The 14,283-nt window shown below is 41.1% G+C and carries 13 protein-coding genes; 9 read left to right on the top strand and 4 right to left on the bottom strand.

Translation table 11 applies throughout. The features are described 5' to 3' along the window. Nucleotides 1-85: 85 nt before the first annotated feature. The 4 genes from NST74_RS14740 to NST74_RS29985 form a co-directional block, all read right to left on the bottom strand. Nucleotides 86-919, bottom strand: a complete 834-nt coding sequence (locus NST74_RS14740) for a formylglycine-generating enzyme family protein (protein WP_341112849.1) — start codon at nucleotides 917-919, stop codon at nucleotides 86-88. A 151-nt stretch (nucleotides 920-1,070) separates the two neighbouring features. Next, complete coding sequence (locus NST74_RS14735) at nucleotides 1,071-1,706, bottom strand: glycoside hydrolase family 11 protein (RefSeq protein WP_076121559.1); 636 nt, start codon at nucleotides 1,704-1,706, stop codon at nucleotides 1,071-1,073. 611 nt (nucleotides 1,707-2,317) lie between these two features. Next, nucleotides 2,318-2,677 carry an NAD-dependent epimerase/dehydratase family protein gene (locus NST74_RS14730; RefSeq protein ID WP_341112845.1) on the bottom strand — a complete coding sequence of 120 codons (360 nt, stop codon included), beginning with the start codon at nucleotides 2,675-2,677 and terminating at the stop codon, nucleotides 2,318-2,320. 174 nt (nucleotides 2,678-2,851) lie between these two features. Next, a complete protein-coding gene (locus tag NST74_RS29985; RefSeq protein ID WP_445668194.1) occupies nucleotides 2,852-2,917 on the bottom strand; it encodes an ArsR family transcriptional regulator in 66 nt (21 codons plus the stop codon). A gap of 336 nt (nucleotides 2,918-3,253) precedes the next feature. On the opposite strand from NST74_RS29985, the gene NST74_RS14725 reads away from it, so the two are divergent. From NST74_RS14725 to NST74_RS14685, 9 genes are all read left to right on the top strand, one after another. Then, a complete protein-coding gene (locus NST74_RS14725; RefSeq protein WP_341112844.1) occupies nucleotides 3,254-5,017 on the top strand; it encodes a cache domain-containing sensor histidine kinase in 1,764 nt (587 codons plus the stop codon). Next, nucleotides 5,010-6,563 (top strand): response regulator transcription factor, encoded by a 1,554-nt coding sequence (locus NST74_RS14720; protein ID WP_341112842.1) that lies wholly within the window; start codon nucleotides 5,010-5,012, stop codon nucleotides 6,561-6,563. Before NST74_RS14725 ends, NST74_RS14720 begins: the two co-directional genes overlap by 8 nt. Nucleotides 6,564-6,692: 129 nt before the next feature. Beyond that, entirely contained in the window at nucleotides 6,693-7,649 is a 957-nt protein-coding gene (locus tag NST74_RS14715) for an ABC transporter permease (protein WP_042127715.1), read from the top strand. 9 nt (nucleotides 7,650-7,658) lie between these two features. Further along, nucleotides 7,659-8,561: a carbohydrate ABC transporter permease gene (locus tag NST74_RS14710; protein WP_341112840.1), complete on the top strand. Its 903-nt coding sequence runs from the start codon at nucleotides 7,659-7,661 to the stop codon at nucleotides 8,559-8,561. A gap of 76 nt (nucleotides 8,562-8,637) precedes the next feature. After that, a complete protein-coding gene (locus NST74_RS14705) occupies nucleotides 8,638-10,389 on the top strand; it encodes an ABC transporter substrate-binding protein (RefSeq protein WP_341112838.1) in 1,752 nt (583 codons plus the stop codon). Between the two features lie 201 nt (nucleotides 10,390-10,590). After that, nucleotides 10,591-10,749 (top strand): hypothetical protein, encoded by a 159-nt coding sequence (locus tag NST74_RS14700; protein WP_341116028.1) that lies wholly within the window; start codon nucleotides 10,591-10,593, stop codon nucleotides 10,747-10,749. Next, a complete protein-coding gene (locus NST74_RS14695) occupies nucleotides 10,689-11,684 on the top strand; it encodes a GerAB/ArcD/ProY family transporter (protein WP_341112837.1) in 996 nt (331 codons plus the stop codon). Before NST74_RS14700 ends, NST74_RS14695 begins: the two co-directional genes overlap by 61 nt. Further along, a complete protein-coding gene (locus NST74_RS14690) occupies nucleotides 11,681-13,129 on the top strand; it encodes a spore germination protein (RefSeq protein ID WP_341112835.1) in 1,449 nt (482 codons plus the stop codon). The genes NST74_RS14695 and NST74_RS14690 overlap by 4 nt, the downstream gene beginning before the upstream one ends. After that, a complete protein-coding gene (locus NST74_RS14685; RefSeq protein WP_341112832.1) occupies nucleotides 13,129-14,268 on the top strand; it encodes a Ger(x)C family spore germination protein in 1,140 nt (379 codons plus the stop codon). The genes NST74_RS14690 and NST74_RS14685 overlap by 1 nt, the downstream gene beginning before the upstream one ends. The last annotated feature ends 15 nt before the right edge of the window (nucleotides 14,269-14,283 follow it).

Raw genomic sequence — 14,283 nt, 5'->3', positions numbered from 1 at the left:
TACCGGAAACAGCTTATTGACTAGATCATTTCATCATTGCCTAAGAAATAGAGTCTTAACTTAAAAGAATATACCTTTCCGCCGTTTACTCACCACGAGTCACACGAAAACCTTGATCAGGTCCCATGCCATTTGCGTCGAACTTGCCTTGAAAAGATATCTCGTTGTTGGTGATGTTACCGATCCAACCGCCGCCTTTCACAACTCGGAAAGAACCGACATCGCTTTCCCTATCCCCATACCAGTTCCAACACCATTCCCTTACATTCCCTGACATATCATAAAGTCCTAACTCGTTGGGCTGTTTGACACCAACTGATTTTGTTTTATTATTGTTGTTTACAATAATAGGCCAGTTCCATTCTCCCGATAAGTATTTATCTCCAGCGTTTTTCCAATACCATGCTACCTCATCTGCATTATTGCTTCCACTGTAGGTGTAACTCTTGCTTAACTGACCTCCAGCTGCAGCATATTCCCACTCTGCTTCTGTCGGTAATCGATAACCATTAGCACCTTCATTGATCGTTACGGTCCATTTTATATTATCGTTTTCACTCTTATTATTTGTATCTATTTTATTCTTATCTATATTGTAGTAGGGTATTAAACCCTCTTTTATGCTCCGCTTATTACAGTACTCAACAACGTCATACCAGCTAACCATTTCAACCGGCAAATTGTCGCCCTTGAATTCTGAGGGATTACTTTCCATTACCTCAATCCATTCTTTTTGAGTTACCTCATATTTACCGATATAAAAATTCGATAGGGTTGCACCATTGTACTTGGACTTTGTGTTTATAAAAGTCCCTCCCTTTACAAATACATTGTCATTACTCGTTTCAGGATTTTCTTGTGAGCAAGCGCTGATAACAACTATTGTTGCTAAAAATAGGAAACTCAATAGTTTTCTCATTGATTTATCTCCTTTGAACGGATAGGAAAATAATAAGACGTGACGATGATCTTAGTAGTATGTAAGTATTCTTTTGGAATAAATAAGGCCGCCGGTTGTGAGACCGGCAGTCCTTAGTATTATCATCGATTAAGCGGGTACAGTTTACCTGTTACCACACCGTTACGTTAGAGCTCCCACTACTTTGATATCCCTCAGTAGCTAACACTTGGTAAGCCCAACTACTTCCCAAATTCATTCCATATTTTTTCCATGCGTTAACGTGGTTGCTAAAAGTGATAGCAACATTGCTCCCAGTCGCTCTCTTCGACTGTCTTACACTCCAGAACTGAGTGAAAGTTGCTGTTCCGTCAATAGAAGGTGCGTTGGTTCGGGTAGTTGTATAGATGTCATATGTGCCACCATCACTGGTCACGGTACCTTTAAATGTTCCAGTTGGTCTATAAGTACCCCAGCTATCAACGACGTAATATTCTATGAGTGAGTTTCTCGTCCACCCATAGAGTGTCAAATATCCATTACCGGACGGCGCCCAGACTCCGGCATTGTAGTTTATTGTCCTTGTTGGTGATCCGGTATTCCAGCCTTTACCGACAACAAAGTTCCCGGTGTTTGACCATGTAACACTGTAATTCCCACCTGATCCATTCGTAGCATTTACTGTTCCTCCACCATCAGTCCAATTTTGCCAATAATCTGTCGCTGCATTTGTAGTTGCTGCAAACAAGCTAAAGCTCATAGTAGCTGCGAAGAATACAGTCAAGATTTTCTTATTCATCTTAAACATAATCTACCTCCTATGATTTTTTGATTACATACTACTTGACTGACCTCTAGCATTCCAAGTAATCGTCTTTGGTTTTCTTTGTTGTTTGGTAAAACCCCTGTGATCACCACATCCTTCCATTTATATAATTGTAAGCGATTTCAAATAGAAGTTTATCATAGCTTACTTACAATTTAATCTGTTCAAATTAAAGATTTTACCCCAAAAAGTATTGTTCTTTTGGGGTTATAAATGGAAATATAAAGAAATAACATACAAAAAAAGAGAACTTAGCGTCCCCTTTTTACTTGCCATATATCAGATTAATTATGCCCCTAACAAGCCACTCCATAAGTAGGGACTTCACCTAGTAGTTTATAAGTATCTTTGTGTATATTTCAATTGCATATTTGTATTATCTGGTCGGCCAGTTGATTTACTTTGATAAGTTTAAGATCCTTGTTGAACATACCCATCGCTTTTATAAACAGAACCATAACGACTGCATCAGGACGATCCCCGTATACTAAACTCGGTTTTACTATACCGATTTTCTTGCCACTCGATTGGGCGTAATTCTCACCCTTTTGCTTGGATTCATGGGACGGTTTATTCTAAAACGGCATTCCAATTCACCCTGAAATATAGCATCCTTTAGGGATGTTCAATTGGTTCATAAGCTTCACCATGATTTTTACAGGTTCAACATTTAGCTTTTCGAATTCTTCCTTGCTGTTTGCTGTAGCAGTACCCACCAAATCAACGATGGCATATGCTTCTTGAGGAAGCTTTGAAAGATAAGAATTCATATTAAAAATATCAACAGCCATCCACTTAACACGTTTATGATTCACCAGGCTAGGTAAGAGCTTATCAGGCTTTCCGTTCCGAGATAGGCTAATGATCTGAACCTTAGAGTCTATTCTTAACCATTCTTCCATCAGATGTGTTCCGATATATCCACTTCCACCCATTAGAATTACATTTTTCATTATTTATCACCCTTCATCATTTATTGTATTTTCATTAGATTCTTGCGAATCCTTGATGAACTCATCAATATGGTCAAACAACTTTTTTGAGTCTGAAAATATCACTTTTTAGAACATCCAAATAATAATAATTTTTTGTTCCTTCTTGATCATAACCAATTAAATTGGCTTCTTTTATATCTTTAAGTGATGAGAGACAGCCGGACGGGATAAATTAGTCCTCTGTGTCAGTTCACCCACTCTGATTCCCTTTTCGTTTATACTTTCGATTTTTCAAACGTTCTGGTCTGTCCATAGGCAGCCCCTTTGGTTTAATGGTTTTTAATCTTATGAACTATTGTACATGTTTTTTTTTAGGATTAATTCATCGGTAAAGAAAATCGAGACCATTGAATTGTATAGTCAAAAATAACCGATCCAGTTGCTAATCTCCCCTACCAAAACTCCATAATAGAAGACAATAAATCCCTAAATGATCACATATAATGAGTGTTCATTTAACGATATACTCTAATGTAAACGCTAACATATTTATGGAGGTGGCCCATATTCGTGTATTCCCGCATCATCACTCTTATGAATAATCTCAGACTCAGAACGAAGTTATTTCTGTCATTTGGCTGTGTTGTTCTGATTCCAATCCTGATTGTTGGGTTGTTCCTCACCAATGAACTACGGAATATGGCAATGGCTAATGCACTCGAACAGATTACCGCCAACGTGGACCGGGTGAAGAAACGGACCGGTGAAATGCTCAATATCCCTCTTGATATTGCCTATCGCTTATCGAATGACAGCCGATTGGAAGAGGCGGCCAATCATCATTATGAGTCTGTCTATGATGTTGTGGAAGCTTACTGGAACTATCCGGATTTCCGTGATTTTGTCCGTTTGTACAACGAAGTTTCCAGCATTCGCTTGTATATCGACAACCCGACGGTTCTTGACAATTGGGAGTTTCTTCAGACGAATGAGAAGATTACGCAAGAGCATTGGTACCAAACTGCATTAGCCCAAAGGGGATTAGTAAGCTGGAATTATATTCAAGACGACCGCAACGGACAATATTATCTAAGTTTAATCCGAAAGGTCAATTTTTTTAAGGCGAGAACCACCGGTGTACTGGTCGTGAATGTGAATTCGAATAAACTAAATGCTATCCTCAATCAGGAATCCTTTGAAACGCTTATTATGGATGAGAACGATAATATTGTCGCTTCAAATCGTGTAGATACACAAGATAAATCACTGACGAATATTGACCTAACCACCCTATCCGCTACCGGGCAAGGTCCGCACGATGTAACGATTGATGGTAAGCCCTTTAAAATGGTGATCGATCACTGGCAACCTGGAGGGAGCTTGAACAGTCTGCGTATCATTTCCATTTTTTCAGTAGCAAGTATCGTTGATGAGCCCAACCGAATTATCTTTCTAGCTTCTATTGTCATTCTTTCGGCATTAATGATGGCTATTCTCTTAATTTACTATGTCTCACGGCTGCTCACCGGAAGGATACTGCATCTTAGCAAACATATTTCGAAGGTCGCTTCGGGTAATTTAGGGGCTACGCTAGTTATAGACGGGAAGGATGAAATCGGTCAGCTGGCCAGACAATTCAATCATATGGTTCGGAATATTAACGCTCTAATGAGCGAGGTTCAAGAATCCAATCGGCAGAAAAATGCGACTCAGCTAAAGCAAAATGAGATCAAATTTAAGATGATGGCCAGCCAGATCAATCCACACTTCCTGTTCAACGCCCTAGAATCAATCCGTATGAAAGCCCTTGTCAGGGGACAAGCGGATATTTCTCATGTTGTTCGACTACTGGGAAAAATGATGCGTAAAAACCTCGAAGTCGGCAATGGAATGATCAGTCTGCAAAGCGAGTTAGAAACCGTAAACTGTTACCTAGTCATTCAAAAATTCCGCTATGATGACAGACTCACTTATGAGCTCCATGTGGACCCCAAAGCGAACCCTTTACAAATTCCACCTTTGATTATTCAACCTCTGGTAGAGAATTGTGTCATCCACGGATTGGAGAATCGAATTGAAGGCGGCATGGTCCGGGTGGAAATCCGCTTAGAAGACAGTTATCTTAAGGTCCAGGTATCTGACAACGGAACGGGTATTTCAAAAGCACGAATACAAGAAATTAGGAAGATGTTAGATAACAATGATGACTATGAAACTAATAATATTGGGATGCGCAATATTCATTTGCGGCTGCAGCTGACCTATGGTCCGCAATTTGGGCTGACCTTAACAAGTCAAATCGGATTCGGGACACAAATCAGCTTTGCGATTCCATTAAGGAGTGATTCATATGTATAGTGTGTTGATTGTGGATGATGAGCAGGCAATCCGTGATGGACTAGTAGCTCTGCTGGACTGGGAGAGTCTTGGATTTCAAGTCATTGATTCCGCAGCGAATGCCATTGAAGCTAAGCATAAATATGAACTTTACTCCCCAGACCTAATGATCATCGATATCCGCATGCCCGGTAGAGAAGGTTTGGAGCTTGTTGAAGAACTGAAAGCGCTCGATCCAGAAATGCATATTATGATCCTCAGCGGTTATGCGGATTTTAACTACGCCAAGCGTGCGTTATCCTTTGGCGTTGATACCTATTTGCTCAAACCGGTAGACGAAGATGAATTGCAGCTATACTTGGAGAAGCTGTCCATTGAGTTGAATGCGCGTAATTATAATCGCAAGAACCATGCTGCAGTCAAGGCATGGAACCGGGAAATGCTTGTTCAATCCTTGTTAATGGATCGAAGCGTACAGACCCCGCCAGTTATGGAGCAAACCGTTGTTGAAACAGGGCTTCTTTGGGATTCCTATCAAGTGGTTCTAATTAGGCTCCTGCTTCAAGACAATGCGTACCACGGACCTTCAACAGTCGTAAAAGCAAGACTTGCGAAAAGCTTTGAAGAACATGACTGGGGCATAGTATTATTGCTTGATTCTTATTTAGGAGTGCTACTGCAACCCTCATTTCAGAAAGAGCTTGTACATAAATTAATGGTCCAACATATACGGGAAGTGGTAAACGAGCATGAACTGGAATGTATCATTACCGCAGGTGATATGGTGAACACTCTGGAGGATATCCCCGTCTCCCACCAAACGGCGCTGGCAAGGATGAAGGAGCATTTCTTCTACGACGAGCTGGGGATGATTGGACCGGATTCTATGAAAATAAAAAACGGGCTGACAGTGAGTCCAGAAGAAATAGAGAACAAGCTGGAATCCGTAGTGGAACGAATGTTTTTTTCTATGGATACCGGAAGTAACGCGTTACTCTTCACCCTGATTCAAGAAGCAGGAGAACTAATGATCAGTGCCGATTATTCCGAGATGGCCGTGAAATCGCGTTATGTGCGTATTGTCACTTCTCTGCTTAACAAACTCTCTCTCCAATATAAGGAACTAAGCCCTCTGCACAGCAACATGGATGAACAGATTGAACAAATCTATAAACAAACCTCTCTGCCCCAGTTGCAGAGCTATACCTCCACTCTACTGGAGTATTATGCAAAAGGGATTACTCGGGACGATATGGAGGTCTTCCTAAAGCGGATGTTGGATCTCATACATCGACATTATAATAAGAATCTTAAGCTCGACACGCTATCAGATGTATTTAGTTACAGTAGCGCTTATCTGGGTAAACTCTTTAAAAATAGCACGGGCTATTCTTTTAACAGCTATTTAGATAAAGTCCGTATGGAGAAAGCCAAGGAACTGCTAACTAAAGGCTATAAAATCCAACAAGTAGCAAACGAAGTAGGCTTCAGCGATGTGGATTATTTTCGTGAAAAGTTCAAGAAGTTTGAAGGTGTCTCACCCTCCGACTATCGCAGAAAAAAATGATATCAATTTTCCTTTTCAGAAAGCGCTTACGAAAATGACGGATTTCCCCCTGTTTTTTATATAAAATTTTCGGGTGTTTCCTATACTTTCTGTAGATTATGATAGTGGCATATCTAAGGAGGGACATAAATGAAAGCGATTACCTCAAAAATACAACCGGAGTCTAAAAAGCCAGCTTCTCGCTTTTGGCCAACTTTTTTACAGCAGAAATACCTCTATATGATGGCCATCCCATTTGTACTCTGGGCATTTGTATTTAATTATTTGCCTTTATGGGGATGGACAATGGCTTTTCAGAAATACAAGCCCGGTAAATCCTTTTTCGAGCAGAAATGGGTCGGTTTGCAGTACTTCAGGGAGCTATTCCAGGATGATCAATTCTTTAATGCACTTCGCAATACGCTCGCTATGAGCATTATGGGCCTGTTGGCAGGATTTATCATTCCGATTATATTTGCTATTCTTCTGAACGAGCTACGGCTGCAATTGCTGAAACGATTTGTGCAGACAGTCTCCTATCTCCCCCACTTCGTATCTTGGGTGGTTGCTGCAGGGATTATTACCAAGATGCTCTCTACCGATAACGGTGCGGTAAACGATCTGCTACTAAGTCTTCATTTAATTAGTGAACCCATACAATTCATGGCTAAAGGTCATTTTTTCTGGGGAATTGTCACAGCTTCGGATGTTTGGAAGGAAACAGGCTGGAACACAATCATTTATCTGGCAGCCATCTCAGGCATAGGTCCAGAGCTTTATGAAGCAGCGAGGGTAGATGGTGCCAGTCGCTTGCAGCAAGTTCGTAACATTACACTTCCAGGGATTCAGACAACGATCATTATTCTGCTCATCATTTCCATCGGGCATTTAATTAGTATCGGATTCGAGAAGCAATTCCTGCTCGGCAACAATCTAGTGCGCGATTACTCTCAGACGCTGGATCTGTACGCACTGAACTACGGTCTCGGTATGGGTCGGTTCTCCTTCGGTACAGCCATTAATATTTTCAATTCTGTGGTGAGTGTGATTCTGCTGTTTGCCGCCAACGGGATATTCAAAAAAATAACTAAGGAAAGCATCATATAGGAGGCCCTTATGCTAAGTAAAAAACTGGCCGCCGTATCTTGGTCGGACCGCATCTTTGATTTAGTTGTCTATGTAGCGATTACCGTGGTGACCATAGTTACGCTATATCCTTTTCTAAACGTATTGGCGATTTCTTTTAACGACTCTACAGACAGTATTAAAGGCGGAATTACAATCTATCCACGTGTGTTCACTTTTAAGAACTATGAGACGATCTTTGCCTATTCTGGGCTGATGACCGGACTCAAAATCTCGATCTTGCGAACGGTGATTGGCACGATTCTTGGGTTAATTAGTGCCTCAATGTTGGCTTTCACGCTGAGTCGGGTGGACTTCCAAGCCCGAAAGTTCGTCTCTACATTTCTAGCGCTTACGATGTATGTCTCAGGTGGTCTCATCCCTGGCTACATCCTAATCAAAGATCTTCATATGATAGGAACCTTTGGCGTGTATGTCCTCCCAGGTCTCGTCAGTGCATTTAATGTATTTATCATCCGTTCTTTTATCGACGGCTTACCCTATGCGCTGCAGGAATCTGCTAAGCTGGACGGGGCTAATGACTTCACGATTTATTGGCGGGTTATTCTTCCACTGACCAAACCTGCGCTGGCAACCATCGCTCTCTTCATCGCCGTTGGCCAATGGAATTCATGGATTGATACGTATCTTTACAATGGTTCCAAGGATGCATTGACTACCCTGCAGTTCGAGTTAATGAAAGTCATACAGAGTACGACAACTAATGCGGACAATTTCCGAGGCAGAAATATGACCGAGGTTATGGCACAAATTTCTCCGGAATCAGTCAAAATGGCAATCACAATCGTAGTCACAGTACCTATTCTAATTGTCTATCCATTTTTGCAGCGCTACTTTGTCAAAGGTATGACTTTGGGCTCAGTAAAAAGCTAGTACGCTTAAGGTATCAACAGGCTCCGCCTGTATACACATTACATTTTTAACCAGGAAAAAGGGAGGGTTTCTATTCATGACAAGAAAGAAAGCAAAATCGCATGTGATATTGATGGTCTTGACTTTACTGATTAGTGTGCTGGCGGGTTGTAGCGGATCAAACAACATAACAGCGGATAACAACGAAGGAACTAAATCAACAAATGAAGTTAGCGCCACTGCAGAGGCTACCGCAGAAGCAACTGCACAAGCCGAAGATTTAAGTCCGCTCACACTCTCCTTCTTCGCAGAAGATCCAAATCCGAACTGGAACAACATGAAAGACGATATCAGTAAAGTGATTACAGAGAAAACAGGCGTCACACTCGATGCAGAATTTGCGGTAGGTGATCCACAACAAAAAATCGCCTTGATCGCTGCTGGTGGTGATTATCCGGATATTATCTCTGCCAAAGCTGATATTGGGAAACTTGTAGATGCTGGAGCAGTCATCGATTTAACCGAGTTAATCGACAAGTATGCCCCTAATATTAAACGCGTGCTAGGCGACAACCTTGCTCGGGCAAAATACACGAATGAAGACCAATCAATCTATGCTATTCCGACCTGGGCGGCGGTTGATGAGAAGAAATTCGTAGCCGGCGGAGGTTTTGAGCTCCAGCATCGTGTCTTGAAGGAAGCTGGATATCCTGAAATCAGAACAGTCACCGATTATGAGAATGTAATAAAAGCCTATCTGGAGAAACACCCAACTGATGAGAATGGTAATAAGAACATTGGAGTATCCCTTAATGCGGATGATTGGCATATGTACATTTCCGTGACTAACCCTGCTGTTGCTACGACAGGTGGTTCAGATGACGGAGAATATTATATTGATCAAGAGACCCATGAGGCGATCTACCACTTCCGTCGTCCGGAGGAGAAAGAGTATTTCCGCTGGCTGAATCATATGAATGACATCGGATTGCTCGACAAAGAGAGCTTCGTGCAAAAGTATGACCAATACAAAGCTAAAGTAGCCACCGGGCGAGTTCTCGGACTGATAGACCAAGATTGGGATTATAATGATGCTCAGCAAGCACTGAAAACGGCAGGTAAATTCGATCAGACCTACGGCCACTATCCTGTAACGCTGACAAAAGAGTTTAAAGAAACGAGCTTCTGGCCTACTGGATTTATGGGCGGTTATGGGATTTCAATCTCCAGCACAAACCCGGACCCAATTCGTACTATTAAATTCCTTGACTTTCTCGCTTCTGACGAAGGACAGATCTTAAATAACTGGGGAATTGAAGGTAAGCATTATGTACTGGAGAATGGCAAACGGGTTGTTCCAGCAGAGGTGCAAGAGCGTATTAACAATGAAAATACAGCCTTCACTAAGGAATCCGGAATTGGCTTCTACTGGAATATGATGGTTCATTATGGAGATGGCGCTAAAGATGCAAGCGGAAATTATTACACTAAAAACTTCCCCGAACAGCTTGTACTTGGCTATAGCGATGCTGAAAAAGAGACATTAGCTGCTTACAAGGCAACCACATGGAAGGATTTATTCCCGAAAGAAGAAGAATTTACTGAAAAAGCCTATGGTGCAGCATGGAATATCGCGCTACCAGGCGAGGATGAGGTCTCCATTCTTGGTAACAAAATGAAAGATATTACATGGAAACGCATTCCGGAAGCTATTTTAGCGAAACCGGCAGATTTCGATAAAATCTGGGACGACTACATGGCAGCCTTAGAGAAAGCCGGAGTAGAAAAAATGGAAAAAGGCTACACCAAATACGTACAGGATCGTGTTGCTTTATGGAGTTCTAAATAAAAAACATTCTGAGTCGTGCGGACCTCCGCACGGCTCAGAATGTTTTTTACGATAACACAAAAAGTCGGGTATACAACTAATACCCCCTACTCCAAATCGTACACTATACCTGAAAGATCCCGAAGGTTACCTGTGGAAGTATAGATCATCTCCAAGAATGGCATTATAAGGTAGATGAATGAGCTAGGTTTATTTAGGAGGATGAGAACAATAAAAACAAATATTTCGTTTATTCAATCCATCATGATTATTATGCTGAGTACAGGCCTTCTAAATCATGCATTATCATTCCCATCTTATTGGACGCGGCAAAACGTGACGCATGGATTTCAGTTCTGCTTGCGGCTGTATGTGCGTTAGTTTGGATTTTTATCCTCCACATTTCTAGCTCCAAAATCAAAAAGCAGCATCTTTTCGCTTGGCTTTCCAAAGCCTATCATCCCATTGTGGGTCGTACGCTTGCAGTAGTCGCTTGTATATATTTGTTTATCATATGTATGCTTACTACCAGAGATACTATCTACTGGGTGCATCTCACTTTCTCTCCAGAGACACCCATACTGATACTCGCTTGCATATTGCTATTGATTTCTGTAATCAATGCATATTTAGGTATTCATTCCCTCGCGAATACCGCTGCTGTATTGCTGCCTTTTGTGATTATATTGGGCTTTTTTATAATGTTCTCTAACATGCCGCATAAAGATTATTCCTTATTAAAACCAATACTTGAACATGGCATGCGGCCAGTTTGGAATGGAACTATGTATGTAGGAGCAGGCTTTGTTGAAGTTATCATGCTTTTCTTTCTGCAGCACCACATCAAATCACGAATATCATATCTATCGTATATGGTCATGCTTCTTCTTCTCTTAGGACTGACCATGGGTCCGGTTATTGGTGCAATCGTTGAATTTGGTCCGGATGAAGCGGATAAACTCAGATTTCCAGCTTATGAAGAATGGAGATTACTAACGATTGGACGATACATTGAGCATCTGGACTTTTTTAGCGTTTATCAGTGGTTCAGTGGAGCTTTTCTGAGGATTTCCCTGTCCATGTTTCTTATCCTTGATATATTCCAAATTCAAAGCAGAAAAGTAAAAATGTTGATACTTAGCAGCATTTTCGCAACGATTCTAGTATTCACAGCCATTCCTTTCAGTGACCAGTTTTTTCTGAACATATTGTCTAACTATGTACTTCCCTTCTCTTTATGGGGGGTGCTTGCTTTTTCTGTAATTATTGCAGGCTTGATCAGCTTGGCTCAGCGAAAGGGGAAAGTAACATCGTGAAAGAGATTAAGCAACAGGAATCCAATACATTCGAGGATATGATCACACGGATATTTGATTCAAGCTCAGACATTAAAAAATTGACGATCTCTTTATCGGACTCGGGTTATGCTGTTCAACTCGTTTATTGCCAGGGATTATGCGACGAAATCAAAGTGGAACAATCCCTCATACCCGAATTAAAAAAGATCCCGGAATCTATCCTTACATCGCATGAGCTCGATCTTGAGCAAAAGGTTCCGTTTCACATGTCACCCCTTCCATCCAATAAGATTGAAAATTCAATGATAAACACTGTACTGAGCGGTGATCTGTTCCTTCTATTTACGCCATCGAATCGATCCTATGTTGTGAAATTGGCTGATCCTCCTAAACGGCAACCGGAAGAACCAAATACAGAAGTGTCCACTAGAGGTCCTAAGGATGGCTTTACGGAAGAATCATTTACCAATATTGCCCTTATTCGAAAAAGACTTAAGACTGAGTTGTTGGCGGTAGAAAAATTCACGATTGGAACTCAAACATCCACTGAAGTTCATCTTCTATATCTCAAAGAGACGATTGAACCTCATGTTCTACATGAGATTAAGACAAGACTGAACAGTATTCAAATCAAGGGACTTGTGGGCAGCACTCAGCTTGAAGAATGTTTGACTGGATTTTCGTTATTTCCATTATTCTCATATACGGGCAGACCTGATTATGCAGCAAATTCATTGCTTCATGGAAAATTTGTCCTGATAACCAATGGTTCCCCCACAGTAATTATGGCGCCAGTGAGCTTTAGCTTTTTGTTAAATACGTCGGAAGATGCTCATATGGTAAACATTTTTGTTGCTTTCACAAGATTGTTACGAGTACTCGGAGTGATGCTTTCTCTATTTTTACCGGGATTCTGGATCGCACTCAGTACGTTTCATCAAGATCAAATCCCCTTTACGCTGCTTGCAACGTTAGTGAATTCAAGACAGGGCGTCCCTCTTCCGGTTCCCCTTGAAGCAATTGTGATGCTCATTTTATTCGAGATTTTTCGCGAAGCTGGGATGAGATTACCTACCGCTTACGGTCAGACCTTGTCGGTTGTAGGAGGTTTGATCATAGGTCAGGCTGCCATTAGTGCGGGTATTGCAGGTGCAGGTACGATTGTCGTTATAGCAATTTCTGTGCTGGCTACCTTTACTTTAGTGAATCAGACACTAGTTGGCATCGTTAGCTTGTTAAGAATTGTCGTACTCTTAATTAGTGGTTTTCTCGGGTTGTTTGGTACGATGATATGTCTTCTGGCACTGATTCTCTTTATGGTCAATCTACGTTCTTTCGGCACCTACTATCTCTCCCCTCTATCCCCGCCACACTGGAAGGAATTTTATAAGGTTATTTTTCGAATGCCTTGGGGTAAGAGAAAGTTCACGAACACTGCAGAAAATAAAGGACGAGATCGATAATGAAATTAATCCGATGCATTCTTGTCATCACCCTGCTCTCCACACTTCTAACGGGTTGTTGGGGATCAAAGGAAATTGAGCATATGATCTATGTGAACACAGTTGGCGTCGATTATGTAGATAACAAAGTCGTTATTTACATTCAAATGGTTAACTTTAGTGGCATTGCGAAAAAAGAGGCGGGGCAGACGCAAGAACAGAAGACCTTCACTGGAAAAGCAGAGGGTGATTCGTTTGATAACGCGATATTTAATTTGTATGCTTCTAGTCCGCAAAGAATCGTCTGGAGCAATGTAAAAACAATCGTATTTAGTGAAGCGGCGTTAAAGAAGGAAAGTGTTATCAATCAAGTATTGGAAGTGTGGGATCGATATTATGAGTTTCGTTATACCGTATGGACGATGGCAACCAAAGAACCTATAGAAAAAGTATTAAATACCGCATCGATCAGCGATTTATCGGTAATTTACTCACAACTTAACAGTCCTATGCGAACCTTTGAACAAAGCTCGATAATCGCACCATTATATCTGTACAGGTTCATTTGGAAATGGAGAGAAGAAGCTGATACGGTTCACTTACCATTTCTTGAAATTGTGCCAGACTGGACTAGTAACAAAGTGCCTTCACCTAACATAAGTATGACGGGGATGTGTTTTTTACAAAATGAGCAATATCGTGGCTGTCTAAAGAGTAAGGATATTTTGGGCATTCGATGGTTTGAAAAAAAGACGCAAAGAACGCCACTAGTTATCAAAGATGATAAAAAAGTACTTGCTGTGATCGTAATGAGCAAAATCAAATTCTCTATTCAACCTAAGATGAAGAATGGCAAACCTGTCTTTGATATAAAAGTGTCTATGCAGGGCACGCTTCCAGAGTTAAACACCAGCATTACTAGGAGTGCGCTTGAACTTAAAGCTATAAAAGAAATTGATAACCAGATTAGGGAAACTTACTTAAAAGGATTAGAAATTAATGCCGATGTATATGGACTCTCGGGGATTTTCTATCGCGAACTTCCGAAGGAATGGAAAAAATTAAATGATAAGGGAATTATACCGCTCGACTCAAAGAGTATCGACAAGATCAGTATCAGGGTGAATCTTAATAGTGGAGGTATATCTAAGATTGAGTAAACTTAGATGACGGAT

This window comes from Paenibacillus sp. FSL F4-0125 (genome assembly GCF_038008565.1).
In the GTDB taxonomy this organism is placed as follows: domain Bacteria; phylum Bacillota; class Bacilli; order Paenibacillales; family Paenibacillaceae; genus Paenibacillus_AQ.
This window is presented reverse-complemented; position numbering and strand designations above follow the sequence as displayed.